General features: G+C 68.8%; 17 protein-coding genes. 10 read left to right on the forward strand and 7 right to left on the reverse strand.

Features of this window, described 5'->3' with window-relative positions:
• Window positions 1-4: 4 nt before the first annotated feature.
• Window positions 5-766 carry an isocitrate lyase/phosphoenolpyruvate mutase family protein gene (locus OQ789_RS07835; RefSeq protein ID WP_324684740.1) on the reverse strand — a complete coding sequence of 254 codons (762 nt, stop codon included), beginning with the start codon at window positions 764-766 and terminating at the stop codon, window positions 5-7.
• 106 nt (window positions 767-872) lie between these two features.
• On the opposite strand from OQ789_RS07835, the gene OQ789_RS07840 reads away from it, so the two are divergent.
• From OQ789_RS07840 to OQ789_RS07855, 4 genes are all read left to right on the forward strand, one after another.
• On the forward strand, window positions 873-1,187 hold the full coding sequence (locus OQ789_RS07840; protein ID WP_324684741.1) for a hypothetical protein: 315 nt from the start codon (window positions 873-875) through the stop codon (window positions 1,185-1,187).
• 80 nt (window positions 1,188-1,267) lie between these two features.
• Window positions 1,268-2,107, forward strand: coding sequence for a hypothetical protein (locus OQ789_RS07845; RefSeq protein ID WP_324684743.1), 840 nt, complete (start codon window positions 1,268-1,270; stop codon window positions 2,105-2,107).
• A 44-nt stretch (window positions 2,108-2,151) separates the two neighbouring features.
• Window positions 2,152-4,071, forward strand: a complete 1,920-nt coding sequence (locus OQ789_RS07850) for a fumarate reductase/succinate dehydrogenase flavoprotein subunit (protein ID WP_324684745.1) — start codon at window positions 2,152-2,154, stop codon at window positions 4,069-4,071.
• Window positions 4,068-4,814: a succinate dehydrogenase/fumarate reductase iron-sulfur subunit gene (locus tag OQ789_RS07855; protein WP_324684747.1), complete on the forward strand. Its 747-nt coding sequence runs from the start codon at window positions 4,068-4,070 to the stop codon at window positions 4,812-4,814. Before OQ789_RS07850 ends, OQ789_RS07855 begins: the two co-directional genes overlap by 4 nt.
• A gap of 93 nt (window positions 4,815-4,907) precedes the next feature.
• On the opposite strand, the gene OQ789_RS07860 is transcribed toward OQ789_RS07855, so the two are convergent.
• Window positions 4,908-5,396: a flavin reductase family protein gene (locus OQ789_RS07860; RefSeq protein ID WP_324684749.1), complete on the reverse strand. Its 489-nt coding sequence runs from the start codon at window positions 5,394-5,396 to the stop codon at window positions 4,908-4,910.
• A gap of 82 nt (window positions 5,397-5,478) precedes the next feature.
• Window positions 5,479-6,510 carry an isopenicillin N synthase family dioxygenase gene (locus OQ789_RS07865; protein WP_324684750.1) on the reverse strand — a complete coding sequence of 344 codons (1,032 nt, stop codon included), beginning with the start codon at window positions 6,508-6,510 and terminating at the stop codon, window positions 5,479-5,481.
• Window positions 6,511-6,710: 200 nt separating this feature from the next.
• Here OQ789_RS07865 and OQ789_RS07870 point away from each other — a divergent pair, with 200 nt between their 5' ends.
• Window positions 6,711-8,546, forward strand: coding sequence for an acyl-CoA dehydrogenase (locus OQ789_RS07870; protein WP_324684752.1), 1,836 nt, complete (start codon window positions 6,711-6,713; stop codon window positions 8,544-8,546).
• A 321-nt stretch (window positions 8,547-8,867) separates the two neighbouring features.
• Here OQ789_RS07870 and OQ789_RS07875 read toward each other — a convergent pair whose 3' ends face one another.
• Window positions 8,868-10,202, reverse strand: a complete 1,335-nt coding sequence (locus OQ789_RS07875; RefSeq protein WP_324684754.1) for an acetyl-CoA C-acetyltransferase — start codon at window positions 10,200-10,202, stop codon at window positions 8,868-8,870.
• A 154-nt stretch (window positions 10,203-10,356) separates the two neighbouring features.
• Here OQ789_RS07875 and OQ789_RS07880 point away from each other — a divergent pair, with 154 nt between their 5' ends.
• On the forward strand, window positions 10,357-11,721 hold the full coding sequence (locus OQ789_RS07880) for a 3-oxoacyl-ACP reductase (RefSeq protein ID WP_324684756.1): 1,365 nt from the start codon (window positions 10,357-10,359) through the stop codon (window positions 11,719-11,721).
• A gap of 26 nt (window positions 11,722-11,747) precedes the next feature.
• Window positions 11,748-12,599, forward strand: a complete 852-nt coding sequence (locus OQ789_RS07885) for a MaoC/PaaZ C-terminal domain-containing protein (protein ID WP_324684758.1) — start codon at window positions 11,748-11,750, stop codon at window positions 12,597-12,599.
• Between the two features lie 19 nt (window positions 12,600-12,618).
• Here OQ789_RS07885 and OQ789_RS07890 read toward each other — a convergent pair whose 3' ends face one another.
• From OQ789_RS07890 to OQ789_RS07900, 3 genes are read right to left on the reverse strand one after another with little or no spacing between them, the layout of a single operon-like run.
• The gene (locus OQ789_RS07890; protein ID WP_324685053.1) at window positions 12,619-13,872 is read right to left on the reverse strand and encodes a chloride channel protein; all 1,254 of its coding nucleotides are present in this window, start codon (window positions 13,870-13,872) and stop codon (window positions 12,619-12,621) included.
• A 24-nt stretch (window positions 13,873-13,896) separates the two neighbouring features.
• On the reverse strand, window positions 13,897-14,535 hold the full coding sequence (locus tag OQ789_RS07895) for a TetR/AcrR family transcriptional regulator (protein ID WP_324684760.1): 639 nt from the start codon (window positions 14,533-14,535) through the stop codon (window positions 13,897-13,899).
• A 54-nt stretch (window positions 14,536-14,589) separates the two neighbouring features.
• Window positions 14,590-15,747 carry a glycoside hydrolase family 3 N-terminal domain-containing protein gene (locus tag OQ789_RS07900; RefSeq protein ID WP_324684762.1) on the reverse strand — a complete coding sequence of 386 codons (1,158 nt, stop codon included), beginning with the start codon at window positions 15,745-15,747 and terminating at the stop codon, window positions 14,590-14,592.
• Between the two features lie 126 nt (window positions 15,748-15,873).
• Between OQ789_RS07900 and OQ789_RS07905 the strand changes: the two genes are divergently transcribed.
• The 3 genes from OQ789_RS07905 (at window position 15,874) to OQ789_RS07915 (ending at window position 20,610) form a co-directional block, all read left to right on the forward strand.
• A complete protein-coding gene (locus tag OQ789_RS07905; protein WP_324684764.1) occupies window positions 15,874-16,077 on the forward strand; it encodes a DUF2613 family protein in 204 nt (67 codons plus the stop codon).
• Window positions 16,078-16,163: 86 nt separating this feature from the next.
• Complete coding sequence (locus OQ789_RS07910) at window positions 16,164-16,337, forward strand: DUF2613 domain-containing protein (RefSeq protein WP_007769006.1); 174 nt, start codon at window positions 16,164-16,166, stop codon at window positions 16,335-16,337.
• A gap of 103 nt (window positions 16,338-16,440) precedes the next feature.
• Window positions 16,441-20,610, forward strand: coding sequence for an alpha-(1->3)-arabinofuranosyltransferase domain-containing protein (locus OQ789_RS07915; RefSeq protein WP_324685055.1), 4,170 nt, complete (start codon window positions 16,441-16,443; stop codon window positions 20,608-20,610).
• Window positions 20,611-20,669: the final 59 nt, after the last annotated feature.

Below are 20,669 nucleotides of genomic sequence, written 5' to 3' on the forward strand. Positions count from 1 at the left end.
CGTGTCAGCCCCAGCGGGCCAGCAGCTCCTTGGCCCGGGTCGCCAGCGCGGCCTGCAGGAACGGCCCGAAGCTGATGCGCGCCACACCCAGCGGACCGAAGGACTTCGGGTCGTCCTGGTCGGGCAGCGCGATCGCGTTGACCGGCAACTCCAACTCGGCGGTCAGGCGCCGCAACGTGTCCGGGTCGTGGCGGCCCACCGGATACAGCACATCGGCGCCGGCGGCCGCCGCCTGATTCAGGCGGGCCACCGCCCGCTCGACACGGTCGGACGCCTCGCCGTCCTGGCGCAGGAACAGGTCGGTCCTGGCGTTGATGACGACGTGCACCCCGGCCGCGTCGGCGGCCGACCGCAGCGCGCCGACCAACTCGGCGTGCTCGCCCGCGGACCGCAACCGCCTGCCCTCGGAGTGCACGGTGTCCTCGATGTTGAGCCCGACGGCCCCGACGCCCAGCAGGCCCTCGATCAGCCGGTCCGGCGGCTGCCCGTAGCCGGATTCGACATCCACCGACACCGGGACGTCGACCGCGGCGGTGATCTGCGCGACCCGGGCGAGCACGTCGTCGAACGACATGCCCTCGTTGTCGGGTTTGCCGACCGAGTCCGCCATCGGGTGGCTGCCGACCGTCAGGGCGGCGAACCCGGCGCCAGTGGCCAACCGGGCCGACCAGGCATCCCACACGGTCGGCAGGATGACCGGATCGCCCGGCCGGTGCAGTTCGAGCAGCGTGGCGGCCCGCTCGGCCGGAGTGCTGTGTCCTGTCATAGCTGTTAGCTCCCTCGGCATCCGGACTCGACGGACTGCCGCCCGGCGTGTGCCGTGGATAGTATCGAGGGCATACTGTGATCCGAAACACTGCCGAGGAGATCCCTTGACGAGCACGCCGAGCGCGACGGGCGCGACGGAATTCGCCGAACTGCACGACCTCATCGGCGGCCTGCGGCGGTGCGTGAGCTCGCTGCGCACCCGATACGGCGACAGCCCGGCCATGCGGCGCATCGTCATCGACGCCGAGCGCATCATGTCCGACGTCGACCTGCTCGACACCGACGTGTCCGAGTTGGACCTCGCGGGCGCCACCGTGCAGCAGTCCGGCGAGAAGATCGTCATTCCAGACACCCAGTACGACAGCGAATTCTGGCGCGACGTCGACGATGAGGGTGTCGGCGGTCACAACAGGGCCTGAGCAACCCAAGCCCCCCGGAAAAGGGGGGCTTCTCTCTGTGTACCCTTCGACAGACAGCCCGTTCGAAGAGGAACAACCAGATGAGCGCACCTACGGCGAACCGTCCTGCGTCCGGTGTCTTTTCACCCACGCGCGCCCGTATCCAGCAGCGGACCCTACGCACCGATCGTTGGTGGATGTCGCCGTTGCGTATCGACCTCGGCTTCGCGGCCTTCATCATCTACGCGACCGCGCGGGCGTTCCAGCAGAACTACTTCTTCGTCCCCAAATACCACTACCTGACGCCGTTCTACTCGCCGTGCGTCAGCAAGGCGTGCGGTGAGGCCAGCGATTTCTGGCCGCAGCTCATCCCCACCGGCTACTGGTGGAGCGCGCTGATCCCTTACGCGGCACTGTCACTGCCGTTCCTGTTGCTGTTCCGGCTGACGTGCTACTACTACCGCGGCGCCTACTACCGCACGGTGTGGCAGTCGCCCAGCGCCTGCGCGGTAGCCGAGCCCCGCGTCCACTACACCGGCGAGACCAGGTTCCCGCTGATTGTGCAGAACACGCACCGGTACTTCTTCTACATCGCCGGCATCATCTCGGTGATCAACACCTATGACGCCGTCGTCGCGTTCCACTCCGACAGCGGACCCGGCGGATTCGGCTTCGGCCTGGGCAACCTGATCCTGCTCGGCAACGTCATCATGCTGTGGATCTACACGCTGTCCTGCCACTCGTGCCGGCACGTCACGGGCGGGCGGCTCAAGCACTTCTCCAAGCACCCTGTGCGGTACTGGATCTGGACGCAGGTCAGCGTCATCAACACCCGCCACAAACTGTTCGCGTGGATCACGCTGGGCACCCTGATGCTCACCGACTTCTACGTCGCGCTGGTCGCGGCCGGCATCATTCCTGACCTGAGATTTGTTGGCTGACAAGCCTTCTCGAAAAGAATCAGAACTTAGCTAGCGAGGCTTTCATGGTTGAAATCGAGCGGCACACGTACGACGTGGTCGTGATCGGTGCCGGTGGCGCGGGGCTGCGTGCGGTGATCGAGGCGCGCGAACGGGGCCTGCGGGTCGCGGTGGTGTGTAAGTCCTTGTTCGGCAAGGCCCATACGGTGATGGCCGAGGGTGGCTGCGCGGCGTCGATGGGCAACACCAACCCGAAGGACAACTGGAAGACCCACTTCGGCGACACGATGCGCGGCGGGAAGTTCCTCAACAACTGGCGCATGGCCGAACTGCACGCCAAGGAGGCCCCGGACCGCGTCTGGGAGCTGGAAACCTATGGCGCGCTGTTCGATCGCCTCAAGGACGGCAAGATCAGCCAGCGCAACTTCGGCGGGCACACCTACCCGCGGCTGGCCCACGTCGGCGACCGCACCGGCCTCGAGCTGATCCGCACCATGCAGCAGAAGATCGTCTCGCTGCAGCAGGAGGATCACGCGGAGCTCGGCGACTACGAGGCCCGCATCCGGGTATTCGCCGAGACCACGATTACCGAGCTGGTCAAAGACGGTGATGCGATCGCCGGTGCGTTCGGCTACATCCGCGAGTCCGGGCAGTTCATCTTGTTCGAGGCGCCCGCAGTGGTGCTGGCCACCGGCGGGATCGGCAAGTCGTTCAAGGTCACCTCGAACTCCTGGGAGTACACCGGCGACGGCCACGCGCTGGCCCTGCGGGCGGGCGCGTCGCTGATCAACATGGAGTTCGTCCAGTTCCACCCGACGGGCATGGTGTGGCCGCCGAGTGTGAAGGGGATCCTGGTCACCGAGGGCGTTCGCGGTGACGGCGGGGTGCTGAAGAACTCCGACGACAAGAGGTTCATGTTCGACTACATCCCGTCGGTGTTCAAGGGGCAGTACGCCGAGTCCGAACAGGAAGCCGACCAGTGGCTCAAGGACAACGACTCGGCTCGCCGCACTCCGGACCTGCTGCCCCGCGACGAGGTCGCGCGCGCGATCAACTCCGAGGTCAAGGCCGGGCGGGGAAGCCCACACGGCGGCGTTTACCTGGACATCGCGTCGCGGCTCGCGCCGGCGGAGATCAACCGCCGCCTGCCGTCGATGTACCACCAGTTCAAGGAGCTGGCCGGGGTCGACATCACCAAGGAACCGATGGAAGTCGGGCCGACCTGCCACTACGTGATGGGCGGTGTCGAGGTGGACGCCGACACCGGAGCGGCCACGGTGCCCGGGCTCTTCGCCGCGGGCGAATGCTCGGGCGGCATGCACGGCTCGAACCGGCTCGGCGGCAACTCGCTGTCGGACCTGCTGGTGTTCGGCCGGCGCGCCGGCCTGGGCGCGGCCGACTACGTGCGGGCCCTGAGCAGCCGTCCCACCATCGCCGACGGCGCCGTCGACGCGGCAGCCAAGCGGGCGCTGTCGCCCTTCGAGGCACCGGCGAACGGCGCGGCCGGGGAGAACCCGTACACCCTGCAGCTGGAACTGCAACAGTCGATGAACGACCTGGTCGGCATCATCCGCAACGCCGACGAGGTCTCGGAGGCCCTGGCGCGGCTCGACGCGCTGCGGGAGCGGTTCAAGAACCTCCACGTCGAGGGGCAGCGCCGCTACAACCCGGGCTGGAATCTGGCCATCGACCTGCGCAACATGCTGCTGGTCAGCGAATGTGTGGCCAAGGCGGCGCTGACGCGCACCGAGAGCCGTGGCGGGCACACCCGCGACGACCATCCGGCGATGGACGCGTCGTGGCGCAAGGTGCTGCTGGTGTGCGAGGCGGCCCGCGGCGACGAGGTGATTCCCGACATCACCATCACGAAGAAGGATCAGACGCCGATGCGGCCCGATCTGCTGGAGCTGTTTGAAATCGGTGAGCTGGAGAAGTACTACACCGACGAGGAACTCGCCGGACACCCGGGACGGAGTGGCAAATGACCTACAACGCGACGATGCGGGTGTGGCGCGGCGACGACGCCAGCGGCGGTCTGCAGGACTTCACGGTGGAGGTCAACGAAGGCGAGGTCGTCCTCGACATCATTCATCGCCTGCAGCAGACCCAGACGCCCGACCTGGCGGTTCGCTGGAACTGCAAGGCAGGCAAGTGTGGCTCGTGCTCGGCGGAGATCAACGGCAAGCCGCGGCTGCTCTGCATGACTCGGATGTCCACCTTCGCCGAGGACGAGGTCGTCACCGTCACGCCGCTGCGGACGTTCCCGGTGATTCGAGACCTCGTCACCGACGTCTCGTTCAACTACGAAAAGGCGCGCGAAATACCGTCTTTCGCGCCGCCCAAGGACCTGCAGCCCGGCGAGTACCGGATGGCGCAGGAGGACGTCGGACGCTCCCAGGAGTTCCGCAAGTGCATCGAGTGCTTCCTGTGCCAGAACGTGTGCCACGTGGTCCGCGACCACGAGGAGAACAAGAAGGCGTTCGCCGGCCCCCGCTTCCTGATGCGCATCGCCGAGCTGGAAATGCACCCGTTGGACACCCGCGACCGGCGCAACGACGCCCAGGAACAGCACGGCCTGGGCTACTGCAACATCACCAAGTGCTGCACCGAGGTCTGCCCGGAAAACATCAAGATCACCGACAACGCGCTGATCCCGATGAAGGAGCGGGTCGCGGACCGCAAGTACGACCCGGTCGTGTGGCTGGGCAACAAGCTGTTCCGTCGCTGAGCTGCGAGATATCGCCAGCATCAACGACATTCGCACAGCTATTCGGCAATTGCCGGTCCGCGGGCAGCTCGCCGACCTGGAAGGCCGGTCGCGCTACGCGCCGAGACGGCGAAAAATGCTGCGATGGAACACGATGGGCGCCACGTCGGCGTCCACCGTCACCTCGCTCACCCGCAGCACCACGATGGTGTGATCGCCGGCCGGAATGAGCTGCTCGATCGCGCTCTCCAGCCAGAGGCCGGTGCCCTTGATGAACACCGCGCCCGTCGAGCGCGAAACCGTCTCCAAGCCGGCGAACCTGTCGCCGGTCTTGGCGGCCAGCGTGCGCGCGGCCTCGTCGTGCGCCTCGCCGAGCACGCTGATGCCCAGCATGGGCAGATCCTTGAGCTTGGGCCACGTCGTCGAGGTGTTCTGCACGCAGAACGAGACCAACGGCGGGTCCAAAGAGACGGGCACGAAAGTGCTGGCCGCCAACCCTTCCCGGGTCCCGTTCACCTCGGCGGCGATCGCCACCACACCGGACGGGAATTGACCGAAGGCCTCACGAAGTGACGACGCTGTCAGCTTGTTATTCGAGTTCACCGGACCTGTTCGCCCCTACGCCGGAGACGGGTTTTATCGCCTGTGACCCTACCCAACGCCGGTAGCCCCGGCGCGCCCACCCTTACCCATTTCCTAAGCGGTCTGCCGAATATCCGTGCGCCGCGGCCACATCCGGATGGGCCCGCAGTCTGCTCTTCCAGGCGTTGCGGCCGTAGACGGCGAAGATGGGATCCGCAGGGTCATCCACTCGCTGCGCGCGAGCCTCGAGTTCGTCGGGCAGCGACAGCACCGGTATCCGAGCGTCCAGGCGCGGGTTGAAGAAGAAGGCCACCGAAATGCGGTCGTGCGCCCGTCCGTGCAGGTTGACCCGGTGCTCGGTGGCCCGCAGGTACCCGCGCGTCGCCACCTCCAGCAGTTCACCGATGTTGACGATGAACGCCCCCTCGCGCGGCGGCACGTCGATCCAGCCGTCGTCCGAACCGCCACGCCGGGGCGGCCGCACCTGCAGACCCGTGCTGCCCGGTTCGCCCAGCAGCAGCGTCAGCACCCCCGCGTCGCGGTGCGCGCCCACGCCTTGCGAGCCGGCGGCGCGGCCCGGGTAGCGGATGACCTTGATCAGCGTGGCGGGCGCGTCGGCGAAGGCCGCGTCGAACACGTCCGGCGAACCGCCCAGCGAGGCCGCCCACTGCTGCAGCAGGGTGCGGGCCACCGCGGACAGCGCGGCGTCCCACTCCTCCAGCAGGCCGGGTAGGTCGGGCAGCGCGGCCGGCCACTGGTTGGGGCCCTGCAGCCACCGATAATCGGATTTGTCCAGCCCGGCGATCGGCGGGCGCTGCGGCCCGACGTCGATCTGCTCGCGCCAATCCACCTCTCCGCGGGTCAGTTCGCCGCCGAGCCGGGTGTAACCGCGGAAGTGGGGACTGCGCACCATCGCGACGGCGTCCTTGTCCTGTTGCGGCAGGGCGAAGAGCCGGCGCGCGGCGTCGAGGACCCGTGTCACCAGATCCGGCGACACGCCGTGACCAATCAGATAGAAGAAGCCGACGCCGTGGCCGGCCTCGCGCAGACCGTCGCGGAGGAGGCCGGGGTCCGCCCGCAGGTCCACCGTCGGTATCGCCAAGGGCGGCGCAGTGACGCCACGCACATCGGTCATGTGCGCGTCATCGCCGCAGGTAAATCGGATTTTGACGGCATGACCTGCAGCTTCCCAACCGGTTGGTTAATTAGGCAATGAAATCTAGCTCACATTGGCTTGCATACCACTGACGCTAGAGATATTTTAGCGGTGTTACTGGTGGGTAACTTAGACCTAGTACCCAACCACAAGTGGCATTCTCAACGAGGAGGACCGTAGTGAGCCACTACAAGAGCAACGTCCGCGACCAGGCGTTCAACCTGTTCGAAGTTTTGGGCGTTGACCAGGCATTGGGCCAAGGCGAGTTCAGCGACCTGGACGCCGACACAGCCCGCGAAATGTTGAATGAGATCAGCCGGTTGGCCGAGGGGCCGGTGGCCGAGTCGTTCGTCGAGGGCGACCGCAACCCGCCGGTTTTCGACCCGAAGACCCATTCGGTCACGCTGCCCGAATCTTTCAAGAAGTCGGTACATGCCGTTATCGAGGCCGGGTGGGACAAGGTCGGCCTCGACGAGGAGCTTGGCGGCACACCGGTGCCCAAGGCACTGCTGTGGGCGTTGCACGAGCACCTGCTCGGCGCCAACCCGGCGGTGTGGATGTACTCCGGCGGTGCCGGTTTCGCCCAGATCCTGCACCACCTGGGCACCGAGGAGCAGAAGAAGTGGGCCGTGCTGGCCGCTGAGCGCGGCTGGGGCTCGACCATGGTGCTCACCGAGCCGGACGCCGGCTCCGACGTGGGCGCCGGGCGGACCAAGGCGGTCCAGCAGGAGGACGGCTCCTGGCACATCGACGGTGTGAAGCGCTTCATCACCTCCGCCGACTCCGGGGACCTGTTCGAGAACATCTTCCACCTGGTGCTGGCGCGCCCCGAGGGCGCCGGACCGGGCACCAAGGGCCTGTCGCTGTTCTTCGTGCCCAAGGTCCTGTTCGACTTCGAGACCGGCGAGCTCGGCGAGCGCAACGGCGTCTTCGTCACCAACGTCGAGCACAAGATGGGCCTGAAGGTGTCGACGACGTGTGAGCTGAGCTTCGGCCAGCACGACGTCCCCGCCAAGGGCTGGCTGGTCGGCGAGGTACACAACGGCATCGCGCAGATGTTCGAGGTCATCGAGCAGGCGCGCATGATGGTCGGCACCAAGGCGATCGCGACGCTGTCGACGGGCTACCTGAACGCGCTGGAGTACGCGAAGTCTCGCGTCCAGGGCGCCGACATGACCCAGATGACCGACAAGACCGCGCCGCGGGTGACCATCACGCACCACCCGGACGTGCGCCGGTCGCTGATGACCCAGAAGGCCTACGCCGAGGGTCTGCGCGCGCTGTACCTGTTCACGGCGACCTACCAGGACTCGGCCGTCGCCGAGACCCTGCACGGGGTGGACGCTGAGCTGGCGGTCAAGGTCAACGACCTGATGCTGCCGGTCGTCAAGGGTGTGGGCTCCGAGCAGGCATACGCCAAGCTCACCGAGAGCCTGCAGACCTTCGGTGGGTCCGGCTTCCTGCAGGACTACCCGATCGAGCAGTACATCCGCGACGCCAAGATCGACTCGCTTTACGAGGGCACCACCGCCATCCAGGCGCAGGACTTCTTCTTCCGCAAGATCGTCCGCGACAAGGGTGCGGCCCTGGCTCACGTGTCCGAGCAGATCCAGAAGTTCGTCGACAGCGAGTCCGGCAACGGCCGCCTGAAGAGCGAGCGGGCACTGCTGGCCACCGCGCTGGCCGACGTCCAGGCGATGGCGGCGACGCTGACCGGCTACCTGATGGCCGCGCAGGAGGACGTCACCAGTCTGTACAAGGTGGGGCTGGGTTCGGTGCGCTTCCTGATGAGCGTCGGTGACCTGATCATCGGCTGGTTGCTGCAGCGGCAGGCCGCGGTTGCGGTGGCGGCGCTCGACGCCGGCGCCGGCGGCGAGGACAAGTCCTTCTACGAGGGCAAGATCGCCGTGGCATCGTTCTTCGCCAAGAACTTCCTGCCGATGCTGACCAGCACCCGCGAAATCATCGACGCGCTGGACAACGACATCATGGAGCTCGACGAGGCCGCCTTCTAGGCCCCGGAGACTCGTCGAATCCCCGCTTCGTCCGCGACGCGGGGATTCGTCGCTTGGCAGCCGCCCGACGCATGGCTGCACGACAGCGAAGGGCCGCCGCTGGATCCCCTCACCCCAGCGGCGGCCCGTTTCGCTCGCCAGTCCGCGGACAGCGGACCGGTGATCGCATTCGGGGAAGCCCCGTACCGCCGTCAGGGTCGGGAGTCTGACCACAACACGGGGCTATCCGCTGATTCGGATACCCGTGACCCAATCCGGCTAACCGGGTGTGACTCAACTCATGACGGGCGCGGCCGGCGGGCCTGACCGCCGACGGACCGGTCAGGCCTCCAGAATCGCGGCGACGCCCTGGCCGCCGGCCGCGCAGATCGAGACGAGGGCGCGCAGGGTACCGCCGCCCTTCTGCTCGGCCTTACGCTGGGCCAGTTGCTTGGCCGCCTGGGCCAGGATCCGGCCGCCGGTGGCCGCGAACGGGTGGCCCGCGGCCAGCGATGACCCGTTGACGTTCAGCTTGGATCGGTCGATCGAGCCCAGCGCGGCGTCCAGGCCGAGGCGCTCCTTGCAGTAGTCCTCGGATTCCCACGCCTGCAGGTGACACAGCACCACCGACGCGAACGCCTCGTGGATCTCATAGAAGTCGAAGTCCTGCAGGCTCAGGCCGTTGCGGGCGAGCAGCCGTGGCACCGCGTAGGTCGGTGCCATCAGCAGGCCGTCACGCCCGTTCACGTAGTCGACGGCCGCGGTCTCCGAATCCACCAGGTAGGCCAGCGGGCTCAACGAATGAGCTGCCGCCCACTCGTCGGTGGCCAGCAGCGCCACCGACGCGCCGTCGGTCAGCGGCGTCGAGTTGCCCGCCGTCATCGTCGCGTCGCCGGCCTTCACCCCGAACACCGGGCGCAGCTTCGCCAGCTTTTCCGCCGACGAATCCGCTCGCAGGTTGTCGTCGCGGTACAGGCCCAGAAACGGGGTGACCAGGTCGTCGAAGAAGCCGCTGTCATAGGCGGCGGCCATGTTGCGGTGGCTGGCGGCGGCCAACTCGTCCTGGGCGACGCGGCTGATGCCCATCTGCTTGGCGGTGATCGCCTGGTGCTCCCCCATCGACAGCCCGGTGCGGGGTTCGCTGTTGACCGGGATCTCGACGCCCAGCGTCGCGGGCAGCGTGCCCGCCAGCTTCAGCCGTTGCACGTTGGATTTCGCCCGGCGCAACTTGAGCAGCGTCCGGCGCAGGTTGTCGCCCAGGCCGATGGGCGCGTCGGAGGTGGTATCCGTCCCGCCGGCGGCGGCCGCGTCGTAGCGGCCCGCCGCGATGCCCTCGGCGGCCGCGACGGCCGCCTGCAGCCCGGTCCCGCAGGCCTGCTGGAGGTCGAACGCGGGGGTGTAGGACGAGAGCCGCGATCCCAGCACGCATTCGCGCGTCAGGTTGAAGTCCCGACTGTGCTTGAGCACGGCGCCGCCGACCACCACGCCCAGCCGCTCACCGGTGAGCCCGAAGCGATCCACCAGCCCTTCCAGCGCGGCGGTGAGCATGTCCTGGTTGGACGCCTCCGCGTAGGCGCCGTCGGAGCGGGCGAACGGTATGCGGTTGCCGCCCAGCACGGCCACGCGCCGCCTCTCCGAACTGCGCTGCTTGCTTGCCTCAGAACTTGCAGGGGCCACTATTCTCTCCGTGTTTTCAGCGGTCTATAGGTTTGGGAATCGCCCGTCGGGGGCCATAATACCCACTGTTCTTACTCTGCAGTAAGTTCGTTCTCGATACGGTTGTGCTTGTACGGCATACCCCGACTTCGAAAGAAACATGGAAGGTAGCTCGGTGGCTCCGAAGGTTTCGTCCGATCTGTTCTCTCAGATCGTCAATTCCGGTCCTGGATCGTTTCTCGCCAAGCAACTCGGCGTTCCCCAACCCGAGACGCTGCGCCGCTACCGCGCCGGCGAACCGCCACTGGCCGGGGCCCTGCTGATCGGCGGTGAGGGCAGGGTCGTCGAACCGTTGCGCGCGGCGCTGGACGCCGACTACGACCTGGTGGGCAACAACCTGGGCGGTCGATGGGCCGACAAGTTCGGCGGCCTGGTGTTCGATGCCACCGGCATCACCACGCCCGAGGGACTCAGGGGGTTGTACGAGTTCTTCACTCCCCTGCTGCGCAACCTGGGCCATTCCGCGCGCGTGGTGGTGGTCGGCACCACCCCCGATGCCGTCGCCGACCCGCACGAGCGGATCGCGCAGCGCGCGCTGGAGGGCTTCACCCGTTCGCTGGGCAAGGAGTTGCGCAACGGCGGCACGGTGGCCCTCGTCTACCTGTCCCCGGACGCCAAACCGGCCGCGACGGGCCTGGAATCCACGATGCGGTTCATCCTGTCGGCCAAGTCCGCGTACGTCGACGGGCAGGTCTTCTACGTCGGCGAGGCGGACTCCACGCCCCCGGCCGACTGGGAGCGCCCGCTGGACGGGAAGGTCGCCATCGTGACCGGCGCGGCCCGGGGAATCGGCGCGACGATCGCCGAGGTGTTCGCCCGCGACGGCGCCCGGGTGGTCGCAATCGACGTGGAGTCGGCCGCCGAGGCGCTGGCAGAGACGGCCAGCCGGGTCGGGGGCACCGCGTTGTGGCTGGACGTCACCGCCTCCGACGCCGTCGACAAGATCACCGAGCACCTGCGTGAGCACCACGGCGGCCGCGCCGACGTGCTGGTCAACAATGCGGGCATCACCCGCGACAAGCTGCTGGCCAACATGGACGATGCCCGCTGGGATGCCGTGATCGCGGTGAATCTGCTTGCGCCGCTGCGCCTTACCGAAGGATTGGTGGCCAACGGCGCGCTCGGCGAGGGCGGCCGGGTGATCGGCCTGTCGTCGATGGCCGGCATCGCCGGCAACCGCGGCCAGACCAATTACGCCACGACGAAGGCCGGGATGATCGGCCTCACCCAGTCGCTGGCGCCGGAGCTGTACGGCAAGGGCATCACGATCAACGCCGTCGCGCCGGGCTTCATCGAAACCCAGATGACGGCCGCTATCCCGCTGGCCACCCGCGAGGTCGGACGCCGGATGAACTCGCTGCTGCAAGGCGGGCAGCCGGTGGACGTCGCCGAAACCATCGCCTACTTCGCCAGCCCGGCGTCAAATGCGGTGACGGGTAACGTCATTCGCGTCTGCGGCCAGGCCATGCTGGGCGCATAGAGGAACAGGCGGTCAAGGAGAGTTTCATGAACCAGCCAAGCGGCCTGAAGAACATGCTGCGCGCGGCCGCCGGGGCACTTCCGGTGGTGTCCCGCAGCGGCGACGTGCCGACCCGCACGGTGACCATCGATGAACTGCCGATCGACCGCGCGAAGGTGGCCGAGTACGCGGGGGTCACCGGCTTGCGCTACGGCAACCACGTGCCGCTGACCTACCCGTTCGCGCTGACCTTCCCGGCGCTGATGTCGCTGGTGACAGGTTTCGACTTCCCGTTCGCCGCAATGGGATCGGTGCACACCGAGAACCACATCACGCAGTACCGCCCGATCGCGGTCACCGACACGGTCGGTGTGCGCGTGCATGCGGAGAACCTGCGCGAGCACCGCAAGGGCCTGCTGGTCGATTTGGTGACCGACGTCGGCGTCGGCGGTGATTTTCAGGACATCGCCTGGCATCAGGTGACGACCTTCCTGCACCAGCAGCGAACCAGCCTGTCCGACGAACCCAAGCCGCCTCCGCAAAAGCAGCCGAAGCTGCCGCCGCCGTCCACCGTGCTGCGCATCAGCCCGGCGCTGATCCGGCGCTACGCCGACGTCGGCGGCGATCACAACCCGATCCACACCAACTCGGTCGCGGCCAAACTGTTCGGCTTCCCGACGGTGATTGCGCACGGAATGTTCAGCGCTGCAGCGGTTTTAGCCAATATCGAAGCGCAGATCCCCGACGCGGTGCGCTATTCGGTGCGGTTCGGCAAGCCGCTCGTGCTACCCGCGACCGCGGGGCTCTACATCGACGAACGCGACGGCGGCTGGGACATATCGCTGCGCAACATCGCCAAGGGCTACCCGCACGTCACCGGCACCCTCCGGCCGCTTTAGTGCCGACGGCGGCGAGCCGCTAGCCCGCATGGGTTGTACTCGGGCCCCGGGCAAGCACTTTCAAACCGTGGGCGCCGGTCGCGGTCAGCAGGAAGAGCCCGAACAGCCACAGCGGCGGCCGGGCGAGTTCCCAGACGAAGATCGCCGCCCAGATCGGTGAGCCCTGCGTCACCGCAAGCACGCCCGCGGCGCCGGCCAGCGACACCGCGGGCACGTGCAGGTGCGTCCCGGTCGCCCAGTTGATCGTCAGGACCAGCGCCGCCCCGGTCGCTGCGCCCGTCGCCAGCGAGGGCGTGAGCAACCCACCGGCCCCACCGGCCCGCAGAAACAGCGCGGTCAGTAGGGGTTTCAGCGCCAGAATCGCCAGCGCCGACAGCAAGGTCATGCCGCTGGCCAGGCTGACGGTCAGGATGCTTCGGCCGTTGCCGGGCAACTCGGGCCACCAGTGCGAGCAGATCCCCATCACCAAGCCCGCCCCCGCGAGAGCGGGGATCAGCAGCGGGGTCCGCGGTTGGTGGGCCGGGCGTACCGCGGCCATCAACCAGTTGAAGGCCAGTCCCACCGCGAGAGTGACTGGCGCCAGCAGTAATCCGTGCGCGGTCAGCAGATACGTCGACTCCTCGATCGGCCACTGCAGGTTGGGCTGATCCCGGGTGATGGCCGAACCGACGGCGACCGCCAGGCCCGAGGAGAGAAACGCCGCGCCCACCGCGCGAGGCCGCCAGGTGCCGAGCAGGATCCGGACCGAGAACAGCGCGCCGGCCAACGGGACCGCATACACCGCGCCCAACCCGGCCCCCGCCGCACACGCCAGCAGCACCTCGCGGTCACCCGGCGTGAGCCGCTTGAGCCACCCGGTCCCCAAATCGCTTAACGCCGCGGCGAATTGACGTGGGGCCCCTTCTCGCCCCAGCGATGCCCCCGACCCGACGAGCAGCACCTGCAGCACGGCATCGACGCTCCACGAAAACCAGGGCACGGGTTCACGGGCGGCGATGGTCTGCGCCAGCGGGGGCACCTCGGCCCGTCGCCGCAACACCCACCACCCGAGGCCGGCCAGGGCCGCGCCGATCATCGGGCCGAGGACGCGGCGGACCGGGCTGCTGGCGGCCACACCCGCCAGCAGCGCGCCGAAACTGTAGTTGTAGGTGGCGTGCTGGACGGCGCGCAGCACGAGCGTCGTCGCCAATCCCGCGACCCCGGCGAGCAAGCCGACGATGAGTACCCCGCAGAAGAAGTCGAGATTGCCGCGGTCCGGGCCGGGGGCGCTCATGCGGGCCACGGAACGAATGTAGGCCTAGTCGGCGTCGCCCACATCCGACTGGGCCGCGGCCGCTTCCCGCTCCGCGGGCGAACCCTTCAGTCCGTACCAGAACAGGTCAATCATCAGCTGGGCCGCCTCGTCGACGTCGACGTCGCCGGTGCTGAGGCGGTTGGCGACGGCCTCACCGGCGCCCACCAGGGCCACGGCCATCATCTCGTGCTCGCGCTCGGAGCGCGGGTTGCGGCTACCCGCCCGCATCAGCCCGGCCACCAGTTCGATGATCTGCTCGCGTCCCTCGCGAACCAGGTGGGCGAACGCCTGCGAGCTGGTGGCCTGGGTGTACATCACGATCCAGGACGCCCGGTTGGCGTCGATGTAGCGCATGAACGCCGCGATCGTGTTGCGCAGCATGTCGTTGGGGCTCTGCTCGAAATCGATGTCGGCGCGCACCACGTCGATGAACCGATCCATCTCCCGGTTCAGGCACGCGCCGAACAGGTCTTCCTTGGAGCCGTAGTACAGGTACAGCATCGGCTTGGAGATCTGCGCTTCGGCGGCGATGGCGTCCATCGAGGTCTCGTGATAGCCGTTGACCGAGAACATCTGCACGGCGGCGTCGAGCATCTGCTGCTCGCGGACGGCACGCGGCAACCGCTTGGTACCACCCGCCATCGCTCGCCTCTCCCGACCGTCTCTCTGACTAAAGGGTATGTAACGGGCCGCCCACTAATGCCCGCACACCGCGTTGCGCCCCTTCATCGCCGCCACCCGCACCAGCGACTCGTCCACCTGGTTGGCCGGCAATTCGCCGGACTCCACCGCCTTTTGCAACCGGTCCAAGACCGCAGGCACTTCGTCGGTGGTGACCCACAGCGCGACGTCGATCCCGGCCCGCAGGGCACGCAGCACGGCCTCCGATACCCCATACCGGTCGGAGATGGCGGCCATGCTGGACAGGTCGTCGCTGAACACCGGCCCGGTGAACGGCGGCCCCTTGTAGCCGACGCCGTTGCGCAGCAGCTGCAGCGCCTGGGGACTCAGGCTGGCCGGGGTATCGCCGGTGAGTCCGGGGACCTGCAAATGGCCCACCATGACCCCGACCGGGGGCGTGGTCACCAGGGTCCGGTACGGCACCAGATCGCTGTTCTGCAGGTCGTCCAGCGGCGGAGTGACGACGCCGCCGGTGTGCGAGTCACCCGAGCCGTGCCCGTGGCCGGGGAAGTGCTTGAGCACCGGCAGCAGCCCGGCGTCTCGCAGCCCCTGCGCGTAGGCCCCGGCGTACTCGGTGACCGTGGCCGGATCCGCGCTGAACGAGCGGTTGCCGATCACCGCGTCGTCGGGCTCGTCGCTGACGTCGACGACGGGCGCGAAGTCGACGGTGATGCCCAGCTCGCGCATCTTCTTGCCGCGGTCGGCGGCCAGGTCGCGCACCTGCTGCGGCGTTTGCGTCTGCGCCAGCTCGCGGGGCGACGGCGACGTCCCGATCAGCGATTTCAACCGCGAGACCCGGCCCCCCTCCTCGTCGACACTGACCGCCAGCGGCAGCGGTCCCGCCTTGGCCGCGATGTCGGCCAGTGGCCCCTTGAAGATCGACAGCTCGGTCCAGCTGCCGATGAAGATGCCGCCCACGTGGTAGCCGTTGACGACGGCCCGGGCGTCGTCGGCGTTCTTCACGCCCACCATCAGCAGCTGGGCCAGCTTGTCACGGATATTCAGGGTGGCCGGAACGGCCGAGGGGTCGGCGCACACCGGCGGCGCGGGAGCGGCCACCGGCTTGCTCGAGGTGGAAGTCGACGGACGGGGCGGGTGCGCGGTGCGGTGGCCACAACCGGCCACCAGCACGGACACGGCTGCGAGCACGGCGAGGGTGCGCGAAAATGCCATCCGGCCATGCTTTCACGGCGTGCGTTTCGCGCCCGGCTCCAGGGGGCATCACCGGTATCGTTGCTGATCGGGGGATTGCGCGCCCGTTGGCCGCCAGCCCGTGGACTGGCAGGGAGGGAGCCAGCGATGACCGGTTTGACCCTGGCCGTAGCGGTCAGCGTCGCGGTGGGCCTGTCCGCCGGGGTGGCGACGACCGTCGGGATCACTCTCGCCGTGTCCGACCACAGCCTGGTGCAGGTGCCGGCCTTACGGCGGCCTGCGCTTCCGGCCGGTCCCGATCAGGTGGAATACGGCGACCGCTGTGTCCACGGACACTGTCTGCACTGGTGACTGGCGCCCCGGACGGCCGGTGTGCTTCTGCTAGGTTGGCGCTAGGTCGAAAGTCGCGACCACAAGCCGACACTCAGGAGCCGTCGATGAACCGGATCGTTGCGCCCGCCGCAGCGAGTGTTGTGGTTGGCCTGTTGCTCGGCGCGGCTGCGATCTTCGGGATCACGCTGATGGTCCAGCAAGACACGAAGCCGCCACTTCCCGGGGGCGATCCGCAGTCGTCAGTGCTCAACCGGGTCGAGTACGGCAACCGTAGCTAGCGGCGATCGCAAGCGCGGCCGTGGCGACGTAGCCGGGCGCAGCGGGTCGCCGCTCTCATGTTCGTGCCCGACCGCGGGGCCGGCGTCGCGCCGGTGGTTATGGCTGGTCGGCGCCGTCGCGCTGGCCCTGACCTTCGTCCAATCCCCCGGCCGGATCTCCCCCGACACCAAGCTTGACCTGACCGCAAATCCCCTGCGATTTCTGGTCCGGGCGACCAATCTGTGGAACAGCGAGCTGCCGTTCGGGCAGGCGCAGAACCAGGCCTACGGCTACCTGTTTCCGCACGGCACGTTCTTTCTGCTCGGCCACGCGCTGGGCGTTCCGGGCTGGATCACCCAACGGCTGTGGTGGGCGCTGCTGCTCACCATCGGCTTCTGGGGCCTGTTACGGGTCGCCGAGACGCTGCGGATCGGCAGCCCGGGGTCACGGGTGATCGCCGCGGTCGCATTCGCGCTGTCGCCGCGGGTACTGACTACGCTCGGATCGATCTCGTCGGAGACATTGCCAATGATGTTGGCGCCGTGGGTGTTACTGCCCACGATCCTGGCCCTGCGGGCCACCGGCGACCGGTCGGTGCGGGGGCTGGCCGGGCGGGCGGGCCTGGCCGTCGCGCTGATGGGCGCGGTCAACGCGATCGCGACCGTGGCCTGCTGCCTGCCGGCGGTGATCTGGTGGGCTTGCCACCGGCCGAATCGGTTGTGGTGGCGGTACACCGGATGGTGGCTGGTGGCGCTGGTGTTGGCGACGCTGTGGTGGGTGATGGCGCTGGTGATGCTGCGCGCCATCAGCCCTCCGTTCCTGGACTTCATCGAGTCCTCCGGTGTGACGACGCAATGGTCGTCACTGGTCGAGATGTTGCGCGGCACCGACAGCTGGACCCCGTACGTCGCGCCGACCGCCACCGCGGGCGCCCCGCTGGTGACCGGATCGGCGGCCGTGCTCGGGACCTGCCTGGTCGCGGCGGCGGGACTGGCGGGGCTGGCCGGCCGGGCCATGCCGGCGCGGGGCCGGCTGGTGACGATGCTGCTGGTCGGGGTGGTGTTGATGGCCGCCGGCTACAGCGGTGGGCTGGGCTCCCCGGTGGCACACGCCGTGCAGGCCTTTCTGGACGCCGGCGGCGCCCCGCTGCGCAACGTGCACAAGCTCGGCTCGGTGATCAGGATCCCGGTGGTGCTGGGACTCGCGCACCTGCTGGCCCGCGTACCGCTGCCGGGCAGCGCACCCATTTCGGTGTGGCTGCGGGCTTTTGCGCATCCGGAGCGCGACAAGCGGCTGGCCGCCGCGATCGTGGTGATCACCGCGCTGATGGTGAGCACGTCGCTGGCCTGGACTGGCCGGCTGGCCCCGCCCGGAACCTTCACCGCGATCCCGCAGTACTGGCACGAGGCCGCGGACTGGCTCACCGAGCACAACACCGGCTCGCCGATGCCCGGGCGGGTGCTCGTCGTGCCGGGTGCGCCGTTCGCCACCCAGGTGTGGGGCACCAGCCACGACGAGCCGCTGCAGGTGCTGGGCACCAGCCCGTGGGGGGTGCGCGACTCCATCCCGCTGACGCCGCCGCAAACCATTCGGTCGCTGGATTCGGTGCAGCGCTTGTTCGCCGCCGGACGGCCCTCGGCCGGGCTGGCTGATACCCTTGCCCGCCAAGGTATTTCGTATGTGGCATTACGCAACGACCTAGATCCCGACACGTCACGCTCGGCGCGCCCGATCCTGGTGCATCGCGCCATCGACGGGTCACCGGGGCTGCGCAAGGTCGCCCAGTTCGGCGCGCCGGTGGGGCCCGGCACGCTGGCGGGTTTCGTCGCGGACAGCGGTCTGCGACCGCGCTATCCGGCGGTCGAGATCTATCGAGTCGGCGGTGAGACAGACCCTGCCACACCGTATTTCGTCGATGTCGACCACCTGGCCCGAATAGACGGCGGCCCCGAGGCGCTGCTGCGTCTCGACGAGCGGCGGCGGCTGCTGGGCCGGCCGCCGCTGGGTCCTGCGGTGCTGACCGCCGACGCGCGCGGCGCCGGTCTGCCGACGAACGCCGGGGTCACCATCACCGACACCCCGGTGGCGCGGGAGACGGATTACGGTCGGGTCGACCAACACTCGTCGGCCGTCCGGGCGCCGGGCGACGCGCGGCACACCTACAACCGAGTGCCCGACTATCCCGTCCCCGGCGCCGACCCGGTCGCCGGAGCCTGGAGCGGCGGGCGAATCACGGTGTCGAGCTCGTCGTCGGATTCCACCGCGATGCCCGACGTCGCACCGGCGAACTCTCCGGCCGCGGCGATCGACGGGGACTCGGCGACCGCCTGGGTGTCGAACTCGCTGCAGGCCGCCGTCGGTCAGTGGATGCGGATCGATTTCGACCACCCGGTGACCAACGCGGCGATCACGCTGACCCCCAGCGCCACCGCCGTCGGCGCCCAGGTGCGCCGCATCCTGATCGAAACCGCCACCGGCAGCACCACTTTGCGATTCGACGAGCCGGGCGAGCCGCTCGTCGCGGCACTCCCCTACGGCGAGACCCCATGGGTGCGGATCACCGCCGCCGGTACCGACGACGGGTCCGCGGGCGTGCAGTTCGGCATCACCGACCTGTCGATCACCCAGTACGACGCGTCCGGATTCGCCCACCAGGTCGACCTGCGGCACACCGTGCGGGTGCCCGGGCCGCCGCCGGGGTCGGTGATCACCGGGTGGGACCTGGGACCGGAGCAGCTGGGCAGACCGGGTTGCGCCGCGGCGCCCGACGGCGTGCGCTGCGCGCCGTCGATGTCCCTGGCCCCGGAAGAACCGGTCAACTTCAGTCGGACGCTGACCGTGCCCGCGCCGATGTCGGTGACCCCGACAGTGTGGGTGCGGCCGCGAGAAGGGCCGAAGCTGGCCGACCTGATCGCGGAGCCGAATACCACCGTCGCTCATGGTGATTCGGATGCCGTGGATGTCCTCGGCTCGGCGTACGCGGCCACCGACGGCGACCCGGCCACCGCGTGGACGGCGCCGCAACGGGTGGTGCAGCACAAGACCCCGCCGACCCTGACGCTGACGCTGCCGCGCCCCACCGAGGTCACCGGCGTCCGGCTGACCCCGAGCCGGTCGGCGTTGCCCGCCCACCCAACGATGGTGGCCGTCAACCTGGGCGACGGCCCGCAGGCCGCCGCGCTGCAGCCCGACGGGGTGCAGACGGTGCCACTGCGACCGCGGCTGACCGGCACCGTGACCATCAGCCTGCTGAATTGGCAAGACGTCATCGACCGCAACGCGCTGGGTTTCGACCAGCTCAAGCCGCCGGGCCTGGCCGAGGTCGCTGCGCTGGGCGCCGGCGGCAACCCGATCGCGCCCGCCGACGCGGCCCGCAACCGCACCCGGGAGATCACGGTCGGCTGCGATCACGGACCCGTCGTCGCGGTCGCGGGTCGGTTCGTGCACACCGCGATCCACACCACCGTGGGGGCGATCCTGGATGACGCGCCCGTCGCGGCGGTGCCGTGCGAGCGCGACCCGATCGCGCTGCCCGCGGGCCAGCAGGAATTACTGATCAGCCCGGGTGCCCAGTTCGTCGTGGACGGAGCCGAGCTGACCGCGCCGACGACCGCCGAAGTCGCACGGCCCGTGCGTGTTTCGGCATGGCGCAGCTGGAGCGCCGATAGCCGTGAAGTGCAGGCGGGCGCGTCGGCCACCTCCCGAGTGCTCGTCATCCCGGAAAGCATCAACCCGGGTTGGGTGGCGCGCACCGGCACCGGGGCCCGCCTGACGCCGATCGCCGTCAACGGATGGCAGCAGGGCTGGGTGGTGCCGCCGGGCGACCCCGGCACCATCACGCTGACGTTCGCGTCCAACGCGCTCTACCGCGCGGGTCTGGCCGTGGGGCTGGCCCTGCTGCCGCTGTTGGCGATGCTGGCACTGTGGCGCTCCCCCAGAAAGGGTGACGCGGACGCGCCCGCGCGGCCGTGGCGGCCCGGCGCATGGGCGGCCGTCCCCGCGCTGGCCGCCGCGGGGTTGATCGCCGGCGGGGTCGGCGTGGTGGTGATGGGGGTCGCCCTGGGCCTGCGGTATGCGCTGCGCCGGCCGCGCTGGGAACGGCTCAGCGTGGCGTGCACCGCCGCCGGCCTGATCCTGGCCGGGGCGGTGCTGTCCCGGCAGCCATGGCGCTCGGCCGACGGTTACGCGGGCCATTCCGCTGGTGTCCAGCTGCTGGCGCTCATTTCGCTTGCGCTGCTTGCCGCTTGCGTGGTTGCGCTCCCCGACCGGGCGCACGGACGGCGCGAAGAATAGTTTGCGGACTATTGGCTACCCGGTTACCGGCTGATTGACTGGAAATGCGGGTTGTCATG

This window comes from Mycobacterium sp. 94-17, assembly GCF_035617725.1.
Classification (GTDB): Bacteria; Actinomycetota; Actinomycetes; order Mycobacteriales; family Mycobacteriaceae; genus Mycobacterium.